The sequence below is a fragment of the Pseudomonas sp. M5A4_2d genome (assembly GCF_053345295.1).
Genome location: NZ_JBKEZW010000003.1, coordinates 336,672 through 357,152, shown reverse-complemented (window position 1 = coordinate 357,152; position 20,481 = coordinate 336,672). Strand labels below are relative to the sequence as shown.

Genomic DNA, 20,481 nt, shown 5'->3' with positions numbered 1-20,481 from the left:
AGAGACTTGTCCGGCGACCATTGGGGAATCATTTTGACCCAGGGGAGTCGGAACAATGCTCGCCAACCTGGCATATAGATAGCTGGCCGTTGGTTTTTTGATCTGTTTTCGGCGAGGGTTGCTCGTGATTGTTAGTCCCTGTAATGCACCAAAATTGTCTGCCAAACGGTTACGAAACGCACTGGTAACGGGCTCTGCCCTGTTTTGCCTGTTCGGCGCGGGTCAACTGTGGGCATTCAGTCTGGATGATGTGTCGGCCAAGGCAAAAGAGCTGGCCGGGCAGAAATACGAAGCTCCGCGCAGCAATCTGCCGAACGAATTTCGCGAAATGAAATTCGCCGACTATCAGAAGATTCGTTTCCGTAACGAAAAAGCCGAATGGGCCGACCAGAACACGCCGTTCAAACTGTCCTTCTATCACCAGGGCATGCACTTCGACACGCCGGTGAAAATCAACGAAGTGACCACCGACAGCGTTCATGAAATCAAATACGACCCGACTCGTTTCGATTTCGGCGACGTGAAATATGATCCAAAGTCCACCGAACAACTGGGTTACGCCGGTTTCCGTGTGCTTTACCCGATCAACAAAGACGACAAGCAAGACGAAATCATGACCATGCTCGGCGCCAGCTACTTCCGCGTCGTCGGCAAAGGCCAGTCCTATGGCCTTTCCGCCCGTGGCATGGCGATCGACACTGCGTTGCCGTCCGGTGAAGAGTTCCCGCGTTTCACCGAGTTCTGGATCGAGCGTCCAAAACCGGGTGAAAAACAGCTGGTGATCTTCGCCCTGCTGGATTCGCCACGCGCGACCGGCGCCTATCGCCTGACCCTGCGCCCTGGCACCGACACTGTTGTCGACGTCAAATCGCAGATGTTCCTGCGCGACAAGGTCACCAAACTGGGCATTGCCCCGTTGACCAGCATGTACCTGTTCGGCGCCAACCAGCCGTCGAAAGTGCTTAATTACCGTCGTGAACTGCACGACTCCAGCGGTCTGTCGATCCATGCCGGCAACGGCGAGTGGATCTGGCGCCCACTGAACAACCCTAAACACCTGTCTGTCAGTAACTTCAGCGTCGAGAACCCGCGCGGCTTCGGCTTGCTGCAACGTGGCCGCGACTTCAGCCACTACGAAGACCTGGACGACAACTACGACAAGCGCCCAAGCGCCTGGATCGAGCCTGAAGGCGACTGGGGCAAGGGTTCCGTCGACCTGGTAGAGATTCCGACCGCCGACGAAACCAACGACAACATCGTTGCGTTCTGGAGCCCGGCCGAGCTGCCGAAAGTCGGCGAGCCGCTGGACGTCAGCTACCGCCTGCACTGGACCATGGACGAAAAAGCCCTGCACCCGGCCGACAGCGCCTGGGTCAAGCAAACCCTGCGTTCCACGGGTGACGTGAAGCAATCCAACCTGATCCGTCAGCCTGACGGCAGCGTGGCTTACCTGGTGGACTTCGAGGGCCCGGCCCTGAAGAACCTGCCTGCGGATGCCCCGGTTCGCAGCCAGGTGAGTGTTGGCGACAACGCCGAAATCGTTGAAAACAGTGTGCGCTACAACGAGCACACCAAAGGCTGGCGCCTGACCCTGCGCATGAAGATCAAGGACGCAGGCAAGCCGACCGAAATGCGTGCCGCACTGGTTGAGGACATCGTGAAACCTGAGCCTGAGAAGGTCTCGACCCAAGTGCTCAAAGCCGACAAGCTTTTGGCCAAGCAACACGAGAAACAGGCCAAGAAAGAAGCTAAAGAAGCTAAAGACGCGAAAGACAAGGAAGCTAAGCAGCCAGACGCTGCCTCAGCCACTCCACTCTCTAACCCAGATCAGGCCAAGACAGAACATGTCCTGACCGAGACCTGGAGCTATCAGTTGCCTGCCGATGAGTAATTCTCAAGTTACGCCCGAGACTCTGTCCGAGTACCTGGCGCACCTCCCGATGACCGCAGAGCAGCGCGCCGAACTGGCGGGCTGCACTTCCTTCAGCGAGCTGCACCAACGTTTGTCGTCCGCAACTTTTGACGCACCTTCCGACGCTGCCCAAGCGTCGGTTGGCCGTCGGCTGACCCTCAACACCGCTGAAGAGCTGCAAGATGCGGAAATGCTGGCGCTCGACGCCAGTGGCCGTGTTTGCCTGAAAGCCACGCCGCCGATCCGTCGGACCAAAGTGGTGCCCGAGCCTTGGCGTACCAACATCCTGGTGCGCGGTTGGCGCCGGATGACCGGTCGCACCAACCCTCCGGCCCCGCCGAAGGACGAGCGTGTATTGCCAGCGGCTCGCTGGCGTACCGTGGGTTCGATCCGTCGCTATATCTTGCTGGTGCTGATGCTCGGCCAGACCATCGTCGCCGGCTGGTACATGAAAGGCATCATGCCGTACCAGGGCTGGTCGCTGGTCGACTTCGACGAGGTTCGCAATCAGACCCTGCTGCAAACCGCCACCCAGGTCCTGCCTTACGCCCTGCAAACCAGCATCCTGATCATGTTCGGGATTTTGTTCTGCTGGGTTTCGGCCGGTTTCTGGACCGCGCTGATGGGCTTTCTCGAATTGCTCACCGGTCACGATAAATACCGGATCTCCGGTAAAAGTGCCGGGGACGAGCCGATTCCGAAAGATGCCCGTACAGCGTTGGTGATGCCGATCTGCAACGAAGACGTGCCCCGGGTATTTGCCGGTCTGCGCGCGACGTTTGAATCGGTAGCCGCCACGGGCGACCTGGATCGCTTCGATTTCTTCGTCCTCAGTGACAGTAACGAAGCCGACATCTGCATCGCCGAACAGCAAGCCTGGCTCGACGTGTGCCGCGAAGCGGGTGGTTTCGGCAAGATCTTCTATCGCCGTCGTCGCCGTCGCGTAAAGCGCAAGAGCGGCAACCTCGACGACTTCTGCCGTCGCTGGGGCGGTGACTATAAATACATGGTGGTGCTCGACGCCGACAGCGTGATGAGCGGAGAATGCCTGACCAGCCTGGTGCGGCTGATGGAAGCCACGCCGGATGCCGGGATTATCCAGACCGCGCCACGTGCGTCGGGCATGGACACCCTGTATGCGCGCATGCAGCAATTCGCCACTCGCGTGTACGGCCCGCTGTTTACGGCAGGCCTGCACTTCTGGCAGTTGGGTGAGTCGCACTACTGGGGCCACAACGCCATTATCCGCATGAAACCCTTTATCGAGCACTGCGCCCTCGCGCCGTTGCCTGGTAAAGGTGCGTTTGCCGGTGCGATTCTTTCCCACGACTTCGTTGAAGCAGCGCTGATGCGCCGTGCCGGTTGGGGCGTGTGGATTGCCTACGACCTGCCGGGCAGCTATGAAGAGCTGCCGCCGAACCTGCTGGATGAACTCAAGCGTGACCGTCGCTGGTGCCACGGTAACCTGATGAACTTCCGCCTGTTCCTGGTAAAAGGCATGCACCCGGTGCACCGCGCGGTGTTCCTGACCGGCGTGATGTCCTACCTGTCGGCGCCGCTGTGGTTCTTCTTCCTGGTGTTGTCGACGGCGTTGCTGGCGGTGAACACCCTGATGGAGCCGCAGTACTTCATGGCGCCACGCCAGTTGTACCCGCTGTGGCCGCAATGGCATCCGGACAAGGCGGTGGCGCTGTTCTCCACCACCATTGTGCTGCTGTTCCTGCCTAAATTGCTGAGCATCATCCTGATCTGGGCCAAGGGCGCGAAAGAGTTCGGTGGCAAGTTCAAGGTGACCTTGTCGATGCTTCTGGAGATGCTGTTCTCCATGCTGCTGGCGCCGGTGCGGATGATCTTCCACACCCGTTTCGTGCTCGCCGCGTTCCTCGGCTGGGCTGCAACCTGGAACTCGCCGCAGCGTGACGACGATTCCACGCCATGGAGCGAGGCCGTCAAGCGCCACGGTCCACAAACCCTGCTCGGCTTCCTGTGGGCGCTGTTGGTGGTGTGGTTGAACCCAAGCTTCTTGTGGTGGCTGATCCCGATCGTGGGTTCGCTGATGCTGTCGATTCCAGTGTCGGTGATTTCCAGCCGGGTCAAGCTGGGCCTCAAGTCCCGCGACGAGAGCCTGTTCCTGATCCCCGAGGAATACAATCCGCCGCAAGCCCTGTTGTCGACCGAGAAGTACACCCACGAAAACCGTTGGCACGCCCTCAATGACGGGTTTGTGCGTTCGGTGGTCGACCCGCAGCAAAACGCCTTGGCCTGCGCCCTGGCGACCTCGCGTCACCGTGAGGCGGAGCCGATCGAGCACCTGCGTCAGGAGCGTGTCCGCCACGCGTTGAAAGTCGGCCCTGCCGGCCTCAACAACGGCGAGCGCCTGGCGCTGCTCAGTGACCCGGTGGCCCTGGCTCGTCTGCACCAGCAGGTGTGGAGCGAAGGCCACGCCGAGTGGCTCGGCGCTTGGCGTGAATCGATCAAGGCTGATCCGCACGCGCCATTGCTGCCGCTGCAACCGCTGTCGTCCCAGGCCCAACTGGCCTGATTCAGACGCCCCCGAGGGCTCACCTCGGGGGTGTTCGAAGCGCTGGTCCTACAGCGTTTCACGCTTCTTCCTCTTAGCCCTAACCCCTTGTTATTTCGAAACAAAAGACCTTTGTTCGAGACGTATTGTCGTGCCTTTTGCTGGGGTAGCATCGCCCCCCACATTGACGAGGCCGCAGGGGGATTCATGATCAAAAGGTATTGTTCGGCGTGGCTGATCGGCGTTGTCGCATTGGCTTATGCCGGCTGGGTGAATGCCGGCATCCTAGATGATGCCGTTCGGCGTGGAGTGCTTAAAGTCGGCACCACGCCCACCTACGTGCCCTTTCAAATGATGGACAAGCAGGGGCGCATCGTAGGCTTTGAGATCGACCTGCTCCAGGCGATGAGCCATGCCTTGGGCGTCGAGCTGGAACTGGTGGCGGTGCCCTATACCGAGTTGTTGCCGGGGCTGATGGCGAAAAAGTTTGATCTGATTGGCAGCGGTATGACGGTGACCCAGGAGCGCAACCTCAAGCTGAATTTCAGCGACTCCTTTATCGTGGTGGGCCAGACCGTACTGCTGCATCCGAGCCTTGCCGGCAAGGTTTCCAGCATAGAAGACCTGGATGAGGCGGGTTATCGGATCGTCGCCATTGAAGGAACCACGGGGGAAGCCGCGGCGCAACGTTTTCTGGGCGCCGCTCGCCTGCGCAGTTTCGCCACCCCGGAAGAAGGCGTGCGGCAGGTGGTGGAGGGCAAGGCCGATGCTTTCATTCATGACGCACCCTACAACCTGATTGCGATGGCCAGGCCGGAAAACCACACACTTTTTGCACTTGAGCAGCCGTTTACCTTTGAGCCCCTGGCATTCGGCCTGAAGAAAGGTGATTACGACAGCCTTAACTGGATCAATCATTTCCTCAATCAAATAGCGCAGGATGGCACCTACGATCGGCTCCATGACAAGTGGTTCAAGGACACCGCCTGGGTCGGGGAGATGGACTGATCGTCATAACTGCTTACACATCAATCAGTTGCCGATCCTCTCTGCAGACGTGTCTATCCCCCGTGTTTCGCTGCACCGTTGTGGGGCTTTTCCGACATACGCCGATAACATTTACCCGTGAAACCTTTGTGACGGGGAGCGAGTGGGTTAGGATCGCACCCCGAAATGGTGCAGCCCTTTTGCGCGCCGACCTTACAAGAAATCGTTCAGGGGACTTGATGATGAAAAAGTATCTTTCGAGGCTGATGCTCGGCGTCACCGCGCTGGTCGCCGTCACTGCAGCGCACGCTGGCGCCATCGACGATGCGGTCAAGCGCGGCACGCTGAAGGTCGGCATGGACCCGACCTACATGCCGTTCGAAATGACAGACAAGCGCGGTGAAATCATCGGTTTCGAAGTCGACATCCTCAAGGCCATGGCCAAGTCCATGGGCGTCAAACTGGAGCTGGTGTCCACCGGTTATGACGGCATCATCCCTGCGTTCCTGACCGGCAAGTTCGACATGATCGGCAGCGGCATGACCCTGACCCAGGAACGTAACCTGCGCCTGAACTTCAGCGAACCCTTCATCGTGGTTGGCCAGACGTTGCTGATTCGCAAAGACCTGGAAGGCACCATCAAGTCCTACAAAGACCTGAACGACGAGAAATACCGCCTGACCTCCAAGCTCGGCACCACGGGTGAGATGATCGCCAAAAAGATGATTTCCAAAGCCAAGTACCACGGCTATGACAATGAGCAGGAAGGCGTGCTGGACGTCGTCAACGGCAAGGCCGATGCCTTCGTGTATGACGCTCCGTACAACGTGGTTGCCGAGAAAAAAGTCGGCAACGGCAAGCTGGTGTTCCTGGACGAGCCCTTCACCTTCGAACCGTTGGCATTCGGCCTGAAAAAAGGCGATTACGACAGCCTCAACTACATCAACAACTTCCTGCACCAGATCCGTAACGATGGCACCTACGATCGTATCCATGACAAGTGGTTCAAGAGCTCCGAGTGGCTCAAGGACATGGAATAAGCCAGTCTGAATACCGAGTCGCGCCTTTCGCGAGCAAGCCCGCTCCCACACTTGACCGAGTTCCAACATGAGAATGCGGTCAAAATGTGGAAGCGGGCTTGCTCGCGAAAGCGGCCTGACAGGCGACATCAATCCCGGAAGCTGAAATGAAACAGAAAAAAGCCCAATGGCCCTGGCACCTGCTGACCGTGGTCGTGCTGGTTGGCCTGGCTGGCGCGTTGTACTACGCCACCTCGCTGATGTCCTACGAATGGCGCTGGAACCGCGTACCGCAGTACTTCGCCTATCAGGCCGAAACCTCCCAGCGTGCAGCCGACATCTCCACCGTCATTGAACTGGTGCGCAAAGGCGACGTAGCCGAAGTGACCCTGCGCAATGATGCCGGTGCCGAACAAAAGCTGACGGTTGCCGACAATAGCCTGCAAGTGGCGCGCGGCGACGACGTGGCCGAAGGCGATGTTATCGGCGTAACCCGGCATTGGGCGCTTGGCCCGCTGATGTGGGGCTTGTGGACCACCTTGTGGCTGTCGGTCATCTCCGGAATTCTGGGGCTGGTGATTGGCCTGGCAACCGGCTTGTGCCGTCTGTCCAGCAACCCGACCTTGCGCGATCTATCGACGATCTACGTCGAACTGGTGCGCGGCACGCCGCTATTGGTGCAAATCTTTATTTTCTATTTCTTCATCGGAACGGTGCTCAACCTGTCCCGGGAATTCGCCGGGATCGCCGCGTTGTCGCTGTTCACCGGCGCGTATGTGGCGGAAATTGTCCGCGCCGGCGTGCAGTCCATCACCCGTGGCCAGAACGAAGCCGCACGGTCCCTGGGGTTGAGTGCCAGCCAGTCGATGCGCCACGTGGTGTTGCCGCAAGCGTTCAAGCGCGTGTTGCCGCCGCTGGCCGGGCAATTTATCAGCCTGGTGAAAGACACGTCCCTGGTGTCGGTGATCGCGATTACCGAGTTGCTCAAAAGTGGTCGTGAAGTCATCACCACGTCGTTTTCGCCGTTTGAAATCCTGTTCTGTGTGGCAGGCCTGTACCTGCTGATCAACCTGCCGCTGTCGAAAATGGCCAGCCGGCTTGAGCGGAGGCTCGCGCAAAGTGATTGAAGTCCGCGATCTGGTAAAAGTCTTCGACACCCGTGGTCAGGTGGTGCGCGCGGTGGACCACGTCACCACCCAAGTCGCCAAGGGTGAAGTGCTGGTGGTGATCGGCCCTTCGGGTTCGGGCAAATCCACCTTTCTGCGCTGTCTTAACGGGTTGGAGGAGTTTGACGCAGGCTCGGTGAGCATCGACGGCCTGCAACTGGCCGACCCGAAGACTGACGTGAACGCCTATCGCCGCGAAGTCGGCATGGTGTTCCAGCACTTCAACCTGTTCCCCCACATGACCGTGCTGGAAAACCTGTGCCTGGCGCAAAAAGTCGTGCGCAAGCGCGGCAAGCAAGAGCGTGAAGCCAAGGCGTTGGCGCTGCTGGAAAAAGTCGGCATTGCGCAAAAGGCCAACGAGTTCCCCTCACGGTTGTCCGGTGGCCAGCAACAGCGGGTGGCGATCGCCCGCGCGTTGGCCATGGAGCCCAAGGTGATGCTGTTTGATGAACCCACCTCGGCGCTGGACCCGGAAATGGTCGGCGAAGTGCTGGACGTGATGAAGACTCTGGCGCTGGAAGGCATGACCATGGTCTGCGTCACCCACGAGATGGGTTTTGCCCGCGAAGTGGCGGACCGGGTGCTGTTCTTCGACCACGGCAAGTTGCTGGAAGATGCGGCCCCGGCCGAGTTCTTCGATGCGCCGAAAGACCCACGGGCCCAGGCCTTCCTGCGTCAGGTGCTATAACGGTTCTACACCGTGAACTTGCCCACCCAGCCTTGCAAATCCGAGCCCAGGCGCGCCAGTTCGACACTGGCCGCTGCGGTCTCCTGACTGGCGGTCGAGGTCTGTTCCGACACATCCTTGACCTTCAGCACGCTGCGATTGATCTCTTCCGCAACCGCCGTTTGCTCCTCGGCAGCGGCGGCAATCTGGGGGTTCATCTCCTGGATCACGGAGACCGTGCGGGTGATATTGGCCAGGGCGTCCCCCGCGCGGCGGGTTAGTTGCACGCTGTTATCGGTGAGGCTGCGACTGTTGTCCATGATGTCGGCGACCCGCTGTGTGCCCCGTTGCAGGCTGCCGATCAGCTCTTCAATTTCCTCGGCCGACTGCTGGGTGCGTTGCGCCAGGCTGCGTACCTCATCGGCAACTACCGCAAAACCTCTACCGGCTTCACCGGCGCGAGCGGCTTCGATGGCGGCGTTGAGGGCCAGCAAGTTGGTTTGTTCCGAGACCGACTTGATCACCTCCAGCACACTGCCGATCTTCTGGCTTTCCTGCCGCAGCCCTTGCATGGCCTGGCTTGAGTGAGCCATCTCTTGGGCCAGGTGCTCGATCTGAGCAATCGCCTCGGCCACCACCTGGTCGCCCGCGCTTGCCTGTTGATCGGCTTCGATGGCGGCGTTCGAGGCTTGCTCGGCGTGGCGTGCAACTTCCTGGGAGGTGGCGAGCATTTCATTCATGGCCGTGGCCACCTGTTCGGTTTCCTGTTTCTGCTCTTCGACGCCGACGCGCGAGTGTTCGGTCACGCTGGACAACTGCTCGGCAGCGCTGGCGATCTGTCGCGCGCTATCGCCGATGCCGCCGACCAAGCCGCGCAGGTTGACCGTCATTTGTCCGATGCTGCGTTGCAGCTGCCCCAGTTCATCCCGGCGAGTGGTTGTGATGTCCTGGCTCAGATCGCCCTGGGCGACTCGATTGGCCGCCAACAGCGCGTGTTGCAACGGTTTGACGATCTGCACGGCGATCAGCCAAGCGGCCAGTGCACCCACTAACAGCGCCGCTACGGTGACATTGAGCAGTAAGGTGCGAGCGATACCAGCTTCTTGGTCGCGTTTGGCGGTTTGGTCCTGGCTCAACTGGTCGCTTTCCGAGAGCAACTGATCCAGCCATTGCTCAAGCTGGTTCTGGGTGGTCTCGGTGTTGAGCTGTGCGTCCTTGAGCCGCGCCAGTTGCGTGCGATAGTCGAGCAACGTGCTCTTTAGCGCGACGTTGTTAACGGGCAGTGTCATCACGGCGGCCTCTGCACGGTCAAGCGCCTGGATCGATTCATCGACGCCTTTGGCGTAACTGTCCAACGAAGCCGAAGCCCAGGCAGGATTGCGCGCGCGATCTTCGGCTTGCTCCATGGCTTGACGCAGTTGTTCTACGGCATCGAGGGCTTTTTCGTCGTCCTGATTGGGCAGGTCACTGGACAACTGCGCCAGGGCATCGCTGGCCTGTACTGCGCCAAGTTTGAGCTGTTCCAGCGCGGTTTCGCGCAGCTTGATCAAGTTTTCCAGGCCACCCAAGGCTGTTTTGAAACTGGTCGCAAAGCGGCGGCTTTGTTGCACCTGCTGTTGATTGACCGGATCGGAAAAAAGCGGTGACACCGTCGTCAGCAGACCGTCGATTTTTTCGATGTGAAAACCAATCTTGACCAGGCTCGCCGGGTCGCTGAGGGTTCGGTAAACGATACGATCGGCGCGCAGCTCTTCGCCGACGACAGCCAGTTGCGAGAGGATGGTCAGCTTCTGAGAGCGTGCGAGCGAGGCGTTCAACGCCTGCCAGCCCGTGGACGCGATAACCAGGCTAAGACAGAGCACCAGGCCAAAGCCCAGGGCAAGTTTGAGTGTGATGCCGAGATTGCCTAACAGGCGGATCAGTGGACGAATCATGGTAAACCTCCAACGAATCAAAAGGAGCGTTTCGACGGTCCGGCTGACATGGGCCAGGGAAGTTGAAACGCTACTTTTATTCGGCGCCAGGTGTGTAATCCACGACCTGAAAAACGCGTAGGAAATTTCACAAGCTGTGAGGGCGACGGCCATGATGGCCGTCGCGACGGGATCAAACCTTGAAGCGGCCGACCAGGGTTTGCAGGTAAATCCCCAGGCGCGCCAGTTCCGCACTGGATGCAGCTGTTTCCTCACTGGCCGAAGAGGTTTGTTCAGAGACATCACGCACATTCAGCACGCTGCGGTTGATCTCTTCGGCCACGGCGCTTTGTTGCTCGGCGGCGGTGGCAATCTGCGAGTTCATCGCCTGAATGGTCGAGACCGTGCGGGTGATATTGCCCAGTGCGTTGCCGGCTCGACGAGTCAGTTCGACGCTGCTGTCGGTGAGGCCACGGCTGTTGTCCATGATGGTGGCTACCTGCTGGGTGCCGCTTTGCAGGCCGACGATCAGCTCTTCGATCTCTTCGGTGGACTTCTGGGTGCGCTGGGCCAGGCTGCGCACCTCATCGGCCACCACCGCGAAGCCGCGGCCGGCTTCACCGGCACGCGCCGCTTCAATCGCGGCGTTGAGTGCCAACAAGTTGGTTTGCTGGGCCACCGATTTGATCACGTCGAGCACGCTGCCGATCTTGTCGCTTTCGCGTTTCAGATGGCCCATGGCCTCGGTGGAATTGCCGACCTCGGTGGCCAAACGCTCGATCTGGGCGATGGCTTCACCGACCACCTTGTCACCCTCGCGGGCCTGCTGATCAGCGGCGACAGCGGCTTCCGAGGCTTCCTCGGCGTTGCGCGCCACTTCCTGCACGGTCGCAGCCATTTCATTCATGGCGGTGGCGACCTGGTCGGTCTCGATCTTCTGGCTGTTGACCCCGGCGCTGGTCTGCTCGGTCACGGCGGACAGTTGCTCGGCGGCGCTGGCGATCTGGGTGACGCCGTCGCTGATGCCGCCGATCAATTCGCGCAGGCCGACCGTCATGCTTTGCATGGCGCGTTGCAGTTGGCCCAGTTCGTCCTGACGCGCGGAGTTCAGGTTGTGGCTCAGGTCGCCGGAGGCTACGCGTTCAGCGACATTGAGGGTCTGGTTCAGCGGAATGACGATCTGACGGGTGATGGCCCAGGCGGCGACCATGCCGAAGATCAGCGCCAGCACGGTGGCCAGCAGCAGCAGTTGTTTGGCGTGTGCGGCGTCGGCATCGCGCACGGCGGTTTGCGAGGTGGTGAGTTTCTCACTGTGGCCCAGCAGAATATCGCCTTGGGCGGTCATGATTTTCAGGGCAGCAGCGCTGGCGACCTGGGAGTCGCGGTATTGGCTGACGGCGGCGCGGTAGGCTTGCAGCGAGACGCCGGCCTCTTGCAGATTGGCCTGAAACTGGGCCGGCAATTGGCCTTGGAGTTCGGTGATTTTCTTCAGGGCGTTGTCGATAGCGTCCAGGGCAGGCTGTTCGGCCTCCGTCTTACCGCTGTAGGTGTAGCCGCGAACCTGGAAGCGTGATTGCTGGATCAGCTTGCTCAGGTCGACCACGCTGTTGAACTGCGTGACGCTATCGCCTTGCAGCAAGGCGGCTTCGATCTCGTTGATCTTGGCCACGGCGTTGTCGGCGGTGTCGCCGAGCTTGCTGCGGGCGCCTTCACGCTTCAGTCCCGCCTGCACCATGGTGGTGAAGGCCTTTTTGTATTGGTTCAAGGCGTCCAGCTGTTGTTCTACCAGGGCCTTGTCATCGGGTTGCTCGATCAGGGCTTGCGCGGTTTTCAGGCCGTTGTCCAGCTGTGTGAGCAGGCCGTTGACCGCATCCGTGCCCTGTTCGCCGCGACGCATTTCAAAGTCCAGGCGCGCCAGGCGCAGGTCTTTGGTCAGGCCGTTGAGGCTGGAAATGAAGCCCAGTTTGTCGCCGCGACTGATCACATCACCCAGGCCGGTCCAACCGGTGAAGGTGGTCAACAGCGTCAGGACCAACACCAGGCCAAAGCCAATGCTCAGCTTGCGATTGACGCTCACATTCCCCAGTTTTTCGGCTAACCAACGATACATACGGCGAACTCCCTTTGAACAAGGCTTGGACTTATTCAGAGGCTATCGGCCGTGTAGGAAGATTCTGTAGCGACGCCAATCCACTGTGGGAGCGGGCTTGCTCGCGATAGCGGTGTACCAGTGGCAGATAGGCTGACTGATCCACCGTTATCGCGGGCAAGCCCGCGCCCACAGGGTTTGGCGTTGTTAGAACAGGCGGGCGAGCAGGGCGGTGACGGCGGTTTCTACGCGCAGGATTCGTGCGCCTAGTTGCACCGGTTGCAAGCCAGCCTTGGCCAGCAGGTCCACTTCGTAAGGAATCCAGCCACCTTCCGGGCCGATGGCCAGGGTCACAGGCGTATTCAGCCCACGGGGGCAGGCCGGGTAATCGCCGGGATGGCCGATCAGGCCGAGGGTGCCTTCGGTCATGGCCGGCAGGCGATCTTCGACAAACGGTTTGAAGCGTTTTTCGATAACGATTTCGGGCAGGACGGTGTCCCGTGCCTGTTCCAGGCCGAGGATCAGTTGCTCGCGAATCGCCTCAGGCTCCAGAAACGGGGTTTGCCAGAAGCTCTTTTCAACCCGGTAACTGTTGACCAATACCACCTTCGGTACGCCCATCGCCGCCACGGTTTGCAGCACCCGGCGCAGCATCTTGGGGCGTGGCAGGGCGAGCAGCAGGGTCAGGGGCAGTTTGGTCGGCGGCGGTTGGTCGAAGCTGACTTGCAGCTCTGCTTCCAGGGCTTCCAGGCGCAGCAGTTGCGCATTGCCCATCAGCCCGCCGATACGGCCCACGCGCAGGTTGTCGCCCACCGCAGCGCGGTGGACTTCCTGCATGTGCACCAGGCGCCGATCACGCAATATCACCCGGTCGGCCGCTATAAAGTCGGCCTCTTCAAGCAGCAGCAGGTTCACGGCTGCGTCGCTGGCGGCTGGTCGTCGTCGGCGGGTTGGTCATCCGGGTGGTCGCCACGCTTGCTGATCAGGCTGCCAAACAGGATGCCGATTTCGAACAACATCCACATCGGCACAGCCAGCAGGGTCTGCGAGAAGATGTCCGGCGGCGTGAGGATCATGCCGACCACGAAGCAGCCGATGATGACGTACGGGCGGACTTTCTTCAGGTATTTGACGTCGACCACACCAATCCACACCAGCAGCACCACGGCCACCGGGATTTCGAAGGCCACGCCGAAGGCGAAGAACAGCGTCATCACAAAGTCGAGGTAGCTGGTGATGTCGGTCATCATCTCCACGCCGGCCGGGGTGGCGGCGGCGAAGAATTTGAAGATCAGCGGGAACACCAGGAAGTAGGCGAAGGCCATGCCGGTGTAGAACAGCAGGATGCTCGACACCAGCAACGGCACCGCGATGCGCTTCTCGTGCTTGTACAGGCCCGGTGCGATAAAGCCCCAGATCTGATGCAGGATCACCGGGATCGCCAGGAACAGCGAGACCATCATGGTCAGCTTCAACGGCGTCAGGAACGGCGACGACACGTCGGTGGCGATCATCGTCGCGCCGGCCGGCAGGTACTGGCGCAGCGGCGTGGAGACGAAGGTATAGATTTGCTGGGTGAAGGCGAACAGCCCGGCAAAGATGATGAAGATGGCCGCTACGCAACGCAGCAGGCGGGTACGCAGCTCGGTGAGGTGCGAGACCAGCGGCATGTGATGGTCGTCTTCCGGTTTATCAGCGCTCATGGGGCTCGCGGCGGCAATGTAGGGTCATGGGGAGCGGGCGACGCAACGGGCGTCGGCGCTGGCTCGGTCGGGGTGTGAGCGGGCGGCGCGGGGGTGTGTTCCACCACCGGTGCAACGTCGGCCACGGGCGGTGGTGCGATGCTGTGCTCGGCCGGTTTGGGCGGCTCTTGCACCGGCGACAAAATCTTCCGCGCTTCCTGCTCCAACGACAGAATATGTTCGTTGTGCAGTTGGCGGCGGATCTCGTCGGCGCCGATTTCCCGTTCAACTTCCTGTTTGATGGCGTTGAAACTGCGTTTCAGGCGCCCGATCCAAAGGCCGGCCGTGCGTGCGGCACCGGGCAGGCGTTCCGGCCCCAGTACCAGCAGGGCCACGAGGCCGACGAGGAGCAGTTCAGAGAAGCTGATACCAAACATTAGTCAGTGCTCACGAGTCTTTGCGGGTCGGCTCTTCGACTTTTTCAGCCTGCACGTCGAAGGTACGACGCTCGGTGATCGGCTGGGTCGCCTGCGGGTGCACAGGCTGGGCCGGAGGTACCGGGTTGACCACCGGGTCGACGGGCTTTTCATCATCGTTCATGGCTTTGCGAAAGCCCTTGATCGACTCGCCCACGTCGGTGCCCAGGTTCTTGAGTTTCTTGGTGCCGAATACCAGAACGACCACCACGAGAATGACGATCCAGTGTTTCCAGTCAAAAATGCCCATGCTGCAATTCCTCTGTAAAAGTTATTCAGGCGGACGGGCGCGAGGCCTTTTCGACGTGCCCGGACAAGCCGAAGCGACGGTCCAGTTCATCCAGCACGGCCTGCGGATGCTGCCCCAGTTGGGCGAGCATGACCAGACTGTGGAACCATAAGTCAGCGGTTTCGTAGATCACATCGCTGCAATCACCGCTGATCTGCGCGTCTTTGGCGGCGATGATCGTCTCGATGGATTCTTCGCCAAGTTTTTCCAGAATCTTGTTCAGGCCCTTGTGGTACAGGCTGGCGACATAGGAGCTGTCGGCATCCGCGCCTTTGCGGTCTTCCAGCACCTGGGCCACACGGTTCAGGGTATCGCTCATGTTCAGTGTCCTGCCGAGTAAATGGCGTGCGGGTCTTTGAGCACCGGTTCCACAACCTTCCATTCGCCATTCTCGAACACGCGATAGAAGCAGCTGTGCCGGCCGGTGTGGCAGGCGATGTCGCCGATTTGCTCGACCTTGAGGATCACCACGTCGGCGTCGCAGTCGATGCGCATCTCGTGCAGGGTCTGCACGTGCCCGGACTCTTCGCCCTTGCGCCACAGTTTGCCACGCGAACGTGACCAGTAAATGGCGCGCTGCTCAGTGGCGGTGAGGCTCAGGGCCTCGCGGTTCATCCAGGCCATCATCAGTACGCGCCCGGTCTTGTAGTCCTGGGCAATGGCCGGCACCAGGCCGTCACTGTCCCACTTGATCTCGTCCAGCCAGTCTTTCATGTTCGGCTCCGGCAATTTGCGACAGTGTATAACCGGATGGGTTATCGACGCACGATCAGATAAACACCCACGGCGACCATGATGCCCGCCGGCCAATGCCCCAGTTGGTTCAGCGGCCCGCCAATGGCCAGCATCACGCCGCCGACCAGGTGCGCGGCACCCAGCAGGCGCAGGAACCAGTCGTCCTTGCGCGTTTGCCATGGCGGTGCGGGGTCTTTGGCATGGGGCTGAGACATCCGTTCCAGCAGGTCGCGGGTCATGTTGGCCAGGTGCGGCAGTTGCTCCACTTGGCTTTGCAGGTTGCCCAGCAGGGTTTTCGGGCTGACGCGCTCGCGCATCCAGCGTTCGAGGAACGGCTGCGCGGTATTCCACAGGTCGAGGTCCGGGTACAACTGACGGCCCAGGCCTTCGATGTTGAGCAGGGTTTTTTGCAGCAAGACCAGCTGCGGCTGCACTTCCATATTGAAGCGGCGCGCGGTCTGGAACAGGCGCATCAGCACCTGGCCGAATGAAATATCTTTTAACGGTTTTTCAAAGATTGGCTCGCACACCGTGCGGATCGCTGCTTCGAATTCGTTGAGCTTGGTTTCCGCCGGCACCCAGCCCGAATCAATGTGCAATTGCGCCACGCGGCGATAGTCACGCTTGAAGAAGGCGAACAGGTTACGCGCCAGGTAATCCTGGTCTTCCGGGGTTAGGCTGCCGACGATGCCGCAGTCGATCGCAATGTACTGCGGGCTCCACGGGTTCACGGTGCTGACGAAGATGTTGCCCGGGTGCATGTCGGCGTGGAAGAAACTGTCGCGGAACACCTGGGTGAAGAAGATCTCTACACCGCGTTCGGCGAGCATCTTCATGTCGGTGCGCTGGTCGGCCAGGGTGGCGAGGTCGGTGACCTGCACGCCGTAGATGCGCTCCATCACCAGCACTTTAGGGCGGCACCAGTCCCAATACACCTGAGGCACGTACAGCAGCGATGAGCCTTCGAAGTTGCGCTTGAGCTGGCTGGCGTTGGCGGCTTCGCGTAGCAGGTCGAGTTCGTCGTAGATGGTTTTTTCGTAGTCGGCGACCACGTCCACCGGGTGCAGCAGGCGCGCATCGGCAGAGAAGCGTTCGGCGGCCCGGGCCAAGATGAACAGCCACGCCAGGTCCTGACCGATGATCGGCTTGAGGCCTGGGCGAATCACCTTCACCACCACTTCTTCGCCGGTCTTGAGCTGCGCTGCGTGCACTTGTGCGACCGAGGCCGAGGCCAGCGGCTCGACGTCGAAGCGGCTGAACACTTCGCTGATTTTCTTGCCCAGCTGTTCTTCGATCAGCTTCATCGATTGCTGGGAGTCGAAGGGCGGTACGCGGTCCTGCAACAGCATCAGTTCGTCGGCGATATCTTCCGGTAGCAGGTCGCGCCGGGTGGAGAGGATCTGCCCGAATTTGATAAAGATCGGCCCCAGGTCCTGCAACGCCAGGCGCAGGCGCGCGCCACGGCTCAGCTCCAGCGGTTTGCGCGGGAACCAGCGCCACGGCAGTACGTAGCGCACCGCCAGCAGAAACCATGGCAATGGCAGGGCGAACAGCAGGTCATCGAGGCGGTAGCGGATTACGACGCGCTGGATACGAAACAAACGGCGGACGGCGAGCAGCTTCATGCGTTATCGCTTGGATCAAGGGACCGGCTCAGGCGCTCGAAGCGCGCCTCAAGGCGTTCCAGGTCGATTTTGGCCTTGTCGAGTTCGCGAAAGCGCGCTTGCGCTTCGCGTTCTCCGACCAGGGTGCGCGATTCTTCGCTCAGGTATTCGGCGAGGTTCTGGTTGAGGCTGGCGAACCCCTGCTGGTACCAGCGCGCGCGGCTGCGCAGGTGCCCGCTGATCAGTTGGGTGGCGACGGGGCCGATCCAGCGCGACAGCTCGTATTCCCAATCCAGTTCCAGGTCTTGCAGTACGGCGGCCAGGTCCATCAGCACCGCGCTGTCGCCTTCCAGCTCCACTTCAGGGCTGTGCAGGATGGCGGTTTTATTGCGGCTCAGCACCAGGTGCAACAGGCTCGACGCCGGCGCACGCAGGGTGCAGTCGGCTTCGGCGGCCCAATCACTGGCGAGCAGCAGGCCTTCATCGCTGGGCAGGATAAACAGCTGCACGGCAGGGCTGCGGCAATCTACGGCAATGATTTTGCCGTTCAAGTGCGCGAGCCGCGCCAGGGCGGTGCTGTCCAGGCGCAGTACACGGTTAAGGCCGTGTTCAACGCTGGCGAGAAGACCGGCGAACAGCATCAGGGCTTGATACCGCGGTGCAGGGCGACGATACCCGAGGTCATGTTGTGGTAAGTCACGCGGTCGAAACCGGCCTCCACCATCATCGACTTCAGGGTTTCCTGGTCGGGGTGCATGCGGATCGATTCGGCCAGGTAGCGGTAGCTTTCGGCGTCATTGGTGATCAGCTTACCCATCAGCGGCATGAAGGCGAACGAGTAAGTGTCGTAGACCTTGGACATCAGCGCGTTGGTCGGCTTGGAGAACTCCAGCACCAGCAGGCGGCCGCCCGGCTTGAGTACGCGCAGCATCGAGCGGATCGCGTCCTCTTTATGGGTCACGTTGCGCAGGCCGAAGGCGATGGTCACGCAGTCGAAATGGTTGTCCGGGAACGGCAGTTTTTCCGCATCGGCCTGGACGAACTCGATATTGCCGGCCACACCTTTATCCAGCAGGCGATCACGGCCAACCTTGAGCATCGAGCCATTGATGTCCGCCAGCACGACCTGGCCGGTAGGGCCGACGAGCTTGGAGAACTTGGCCGCCAGGTCACCCGTACCGCCGGCGATATCCAGCACGCGGTTGCCGGTGCGTACGCCCGACAGTTCGATGGTGAAGCGTTTCCACAGGCGGTGCATGCCGCCCGACAGCACGTCGTTCATCAGGTCGTACTTGGCGGCTACAGAGTGGAACACCTCAGCGACTTTTTCCGCTTTCTGGCTTTCCGGGACGTTCTTGAAGCCGAAGTGAGTGGTGGGTTCGGCATCGCTGCCTTTGCGCTGATCAGTCATATCGCTGTCACCAAAAGAGAATGCGGGACATGATAATCCCCAAGGCCTGCTTTGTCTTGGCAAGGCTGAAGGTAAGATAGACGGTCACCGAGACCTTTTGCCGCATGGCAGGTGTTCCAGTCGCTATAAAGAGGAGTCATAGCAATGGCCCGTATTACCGTTGAACGTGCACACACCCTGGGTAAGGACGGCGCGCGCGCGAAGGCCGAGAAGTTGGCGAACAAACTCAAGGAGCAATACGGCCTGGAGCCGTCGTGGTCCGGCGATACCTTGAACCTCAAGCGTTCGGGGGTTAAAGGCACCGTGCTGGTTGCGGAGGATTCGTTGCGCATTGATGTGGAACTGGGACTGTTGATGTCGGCCATGAGTGGCACTATCAAGTCTGAAATCGAGAAAGCCCTGGATAAGGCATTGGCCTGAGCGCTGCGTTCTTAGGGTGCCGATTCTAATTTTTCACCCTACTTTGTGCCCAAGCCCTCAACTCCTGCGGGCCGTTCCTCGACCCTAATCTGCGTGAGGTGCACCATGGCCAAAGTTATTTTGAAGAAAAAAATCGACGTTCAGTCTACCGCCCTGAGTGACGTTAAAAGCTATGCCCGCAAGATCTGGCTGGCGGGCCTTGGTGCCTATGCCAAGGTCGGCAGCGAGGGTACCGAGTACTTCAAAGAGCTGGTTAAGACCGGTCAACATGTTGAAAGCAAAGGCAAAAAAGTTGTGGTTGAACAACTTGATGCCGCCAACAGTCAGATTGACCAAGTAAAGAGTAATGTCTCAAGCGTCAAAGGCCTGGTTGAAGTTCAACTGGATAAAGTTGAAAAAGCTTTTGACACGCGTGTTGCAAGTGCCTTGAATCGGATCGGCATTGCGTCTAAACATGACGTTGAGACACTCTCTGCTAAGCTCGAAGAGCTGACGGCATTGCTAGAACGTGTCGCGCGTAAACACTAAGGAGACATCGGGATGGCTGTTAAAAAGACGACTCAGAAAGAAGGCAGCTCGTGGATCGGGGAAGTTGAAAAATATTCCCGTAAAATCTGGCTTGCTGGTTTAGGCGTGTACTCGAAGGTTAGCAGTGACGGCGGCAAATACTTCGAGACTTTGGTCAAGGACGGCGAGAAGGCCGAGAAGTTGACCAAGAGCACAGTCGGTAAAAAAGTAGAGGCGGCAAAAGCGAGCGCCGGTTCTGCCAAATCAAGTATTTCGGATACATGGGGCAAGTTGGAAGAGACTTTCGACAAGCGTCTCAACAGTGCTATTTCGCGATTGGGCGTGCCCAGCAAAGCGGAGTTGAAAACGCTGCACGGCAAGGTCGATACCCTGACCAAGCAAATCGAAAAGCTCACCGGCGCTAAAGTAGCCCCGGCTAAAACCGCCGCGGCTAAACCCGCTGCCAAGCCTGCCGCCAAAACCGCCGCCGCCAAACCGGCTGTGAAAACAGCGGCCAAGCCTCTGGTTAAAGCGGCTGCCAAGCCGGCTGCCAAACCTGCGGCTAAAGCGGCTGCCAAGCCCGCGGCGAAAACCGCTGCTGCCAAACCGGCCGCCAAGTCTGCGGCTAAGCCAGTGGCCGCTAAAGCAGCTGCCAAGCCAGCGGCTAATCCTGCAGCCAAGGCGGTCGCAAAACCCGCCGCGAAGCCAGCAGCTAAAACCGCAGCGGCAAAACCAGCTGCCAAGCCTGCTGCAGCAAAAGCTGCAACGGCAAAGCCTGTGGCTGCCAAGCCAGCGGCAAAACCAGCCGCCGCCAAGAAGCCCGCTGTAGCGAAAAAGCCAGCAGCGCCAAAGCCTGCCGTCGCGGCCAAGCCTGCAACGCCAGCACCAACCGCTTCGACAGCCAACTCGGTCTCCGCGCCGACGCACGCTGCTACTGCCCCGACTGTAACGCCGGCAACCCCGACGCCATCCAGTCAGTCCTGATTTTTTCAGGGCACAAAAAAACGCCCGGCCTGCGAAGGTCGGGCGTTTTTTTGCGACTTTATGAACACCTCAAATCCAGTGTGGGAGCGGGCTTGCCCG

Annotated in this window: 19 protein-coding genes and 2 pseudogenes; 9 read left to right on the top strand and 12 right to left on the bottom strand. The window is 60.0% G+C overall.

The features are described from left to right. Positions 1-124 precede the first annotated feature (124 nt). From ACLBW8_RS12110 to ACLBW8_RS12085, 6 genes and pseudogenes are all read left to right on the top strand, one after another. Positions 125-1,891 (top strand): glucan biosynthesis protein, encoded by a 1,767-nt coding sequence (locus ACLBW8_RS12110; RefSeq protein WP_316963677.1) that lies wholly within the window; start codon positions 125-127, stop codon positions 1,889-1,891. Next, positions 1,884-4,471, top strand: a pseudogene (mdoH, locus tag ACLBW8_RS12105) (glucans biosynthesis glucosyltransferase MdoH); the annotation flags it as partial. The gene ACLBW8_RS12110 and the pseudogene mdoH, both read left to right, overlap by 8 nt. 169 nt (positions 4,472-4,640) lie before the next feature. Further along, positions 4,641-5,441, top strand: coding sequence for a transporter substrate-binding domain-containing protein (locus tag ACLBW8_RS12100; RefSeq protein WP_447805525.1), 801 nt, complete (start codon positions 4,641-4,643; stop codon positions 5,439-5,441). 221 nt (positions 5,442-5,662) lie between these two features. Beyond that, positions 5,663-6,460, top strand: coding sequence for a transporter substrate-binding domain-containing protein (locus ACLBW8_RS12095; RefSeq protein ID WP_064450281.1), 798 nt, complete (start codon positions 5,663-5,665; stop codon positions 6,458-6,460). A 146-nt stretch (positions 6,461-6,606) separates the two neighbouring features. After that, positions 6,607-7,566: an amino acid ABC transporter permease gene (locus tag ACLBW8_RS12090; protein ID WP_064450282.1), complete on the top strand. Its 960-nt coding sequence runs from the start codon at positions 6,607-6,609 to the stop codon at positions 7,564-7,566. Further along, positions 7,559-8,293, top strand: coding sequence for an amino acid ABC transporter ATP-binding protein (locus tag ACLBW8_RS12085; RefSeq protein WP_064450283.1), 735 nt, complete (start codon positions 7,559-7,561; stop codon positions 8,291-8,293). The genes ACLBW8_RS12090 and ACLBW8_RS12085 overlap by 8 nt, the downstream gene beginning before the upstream one ends. Positions 8,294-8,298: 5 nt before the next feature. Here ACLBW8_RS12085 and ACLBW8_RS12080 read toward each other — a convergent pair whose 3' ends face one another. The 12 genes and pseudogenes from ACLBW8_RS12080 to ubiE form a co-directional block, all read right to left on the bottom strand. Continuing rightward, positions 8,299-10,206: a methyl-accepting chemotaxis protein gene (locus ACLBW8_RS12080; RefSeq protein WP_447805443.1), complete on the bottom strand. Its 1,908-nt coding sequence runs from the start codon at positions 10,204-10,206 to the stop codon at positions 8,299-8,301. Between the two features lie 172 nt (positions 10,207-10,378). Further along, positions 10,379-11,092 (bottom strand): methyl-accepting chemotaxis protein, encoded by a 714-nt coding sequence (locus ACLBW8_RS12075; RefSeq protein WP_447805524.1) that lies wholly within the window; start codon positions 11,090-11,092, stop codon positions 10,379-10,381. A 144-nt stretch (positions 11,093-11,236) separates the two neighbouring features. After that, positions 11,237-12,295 (bottom strand): annotated as a pseudogene (locus ACLBW8_RS12070) (methyl-accepting chemotaxis protein); the annotation flags it as partial. A 186-nt stretch (positions 12,296-12,481) separates the two neighbouring features. Further along, positions 12,482-13,189, bottom strand: a complete 708-nt coding sequence (locus tag ACLBW8_RS12065; protein ID WP_447805442.1) for a 16S rRNA (uracil(1498)-N(3))-methyltransferase — start codon at positions 13,187-13,189, stop codon at positions 12,482-12,484. Next, positions 13,186-13,977 (bottom strand): twin-arginine translocase subunit TatC, encoded by a 792-nt coding sequence (tatC, locus tag ACLBW8_RS12060; RefSeq protein ID WP_064450287.1) that lies wholly within the window; start codon positions 13,975-13,977, stop codon positions 13,186-13,188. Before tatC ends, ACLBW8_RS12065 begins: the two co-directional genes overlap by 4 nt. Further along, entirely contained in the window at positions 13,974-14,393 is a 420-nt protein-coding gene (gene tatB, locus ACLBW8_RS12055; protein ID WP_064450288.1) for a Sec-independent protein translocase protein TatB, read from the bottom strand. Before tatB ends, tatC begins: the two co-directional genes overlap by 4 nt. 10 nt (positions 14,394-14,403) lie before the next feature. Further along, complete coding sequence (locus tag ACLBW8_RS12050) at positions 14,404-14,682, bottom strand: twin-arginine translocase TatA/TatE family subunit (RefSeq protein ID WP_064450289.1); 279 nt, start codon at positions 14,680-14,682, stop codon at positions 14,404-14,406. A 25-nt stretch (positions 14,683-14,707) separates the two neighbouring features. Beyond that, on the bottom strand, positions 14,708-15,040 hold the full coding sequence (locus ACLBW8_RS12045) for a phosphoribosyl-ATP diphosphatase (protein WP_053253935.1): 333 nt from the start codon (positions 15,038-15,040) through the stop codon (positions 14,708-14,710). Between the two features lie 2 nt (positions 15,041-15,042). Then, on the bottom strand, positions 15,043-15,435 hold the full coding sequence (gene hisI / locus ACLBW8_RS12040) for a phosphoribosyl-AMP cyclohydrolase (RefSeq protein ID WP_012721796.1): 393 nt from the start codon (positions 15,433-15,435) through the stop codon (positions 15,043-15,045). A gap of 41 nt (positions 15,436-15,476) precedes the next feature. After that, a complete protein-coding gene (gene ubiB / locus ACLBW8_RS12035) occupies positions 15,477-17,081 on the bottom strand; it encodes a ubiquinone biosynthesis regulatory protein kinase UbiB (RefSeq protein ID WP_064450290.1) in 1,605 nt (534 codons plus the stop codon). Then, the gene (locus ACLBW8_RS12030; protein ID WP_447805441.1) at positions 17,078-17,701 is read right to left on the bottom strand and encodes a ubiquinone biosynthesis accessory factor UbiJ; all 624 of its coding nucleotides are present in this window, start codon (positions 17,699-17,701) and stop codon (positions 17,078-17,080) included. Before ACLBW8_RS12030 ends, ubiB begins: the two co-directional genes overlap by 4 nt. Then, positions 17,701-18,471: a bifunctional demethylmenaquinone methyltransferase/2-methoxy-6-polyprenyl-1,4-benzoquinol methylase UbiE gene (gene ubiE / locus ACLBW8_RS12025; RefSeq protein WP_003171186.1), complete on the bottom strand. Its 771-nt coding sequence runs from the start codon at positions 18,469-18,471 to the stop codon at positions 17,701-17,703. Before ubiE ends, ACLBW8_RS12030 begins: the two co-directional genes overlap by 1 nt. A 144-nt stretch (positions 18,472-18,615) precedes the next feature. Between ubiE and ACLBW8_RS12020 the strand changes: the two genes are divergently transcribed. The 3 genes from ACLBW8_RS12020 (at position 18,616) to ACLBW8_RS12010 (ending at position 20,382) form a co-directional block, all read left to right on the top strand. After that, a complete protein-coding gene (locus tag ACLBW8_RS12020) occupies positions 18,616-18,891 on the top strand; it encodes a polyhydroxyalkanoic acid system family protein (protein ID WP_447805440.1) in 276 nt (91 codons plus the stop codon). Between the two features lie 105 nt (positions 18,892-18,996). Beyond that, the gene (locus ACLBW8_RS12015; protein WP_064450292.1) at positions 18,997-19,419 is read left to right on the top strand and encodes a phasin family protein; all 423 of its coding nucleotides are present in this window, start codon (positions 18,997-18,999) and stop codon (positions 19,417-19,419) included. A 12-nt stretch (positions 19,420-19,431) separates the two neighbouring features. Next, positions 19,432-20,382 carry a phasin family protein gene (locus tag ACLBW8_RS12010; RefSeq protein WP_447805439.1) on the top strand — a complete coding sequence of 317 codons (951 nt, stop codon included), beginning with the start codon at positions 19,432-19,434 and terminating at the stop codon, positions 20,380-20,382. Positions 20,383-20,481: the final 99 nt, after the last annotated feature.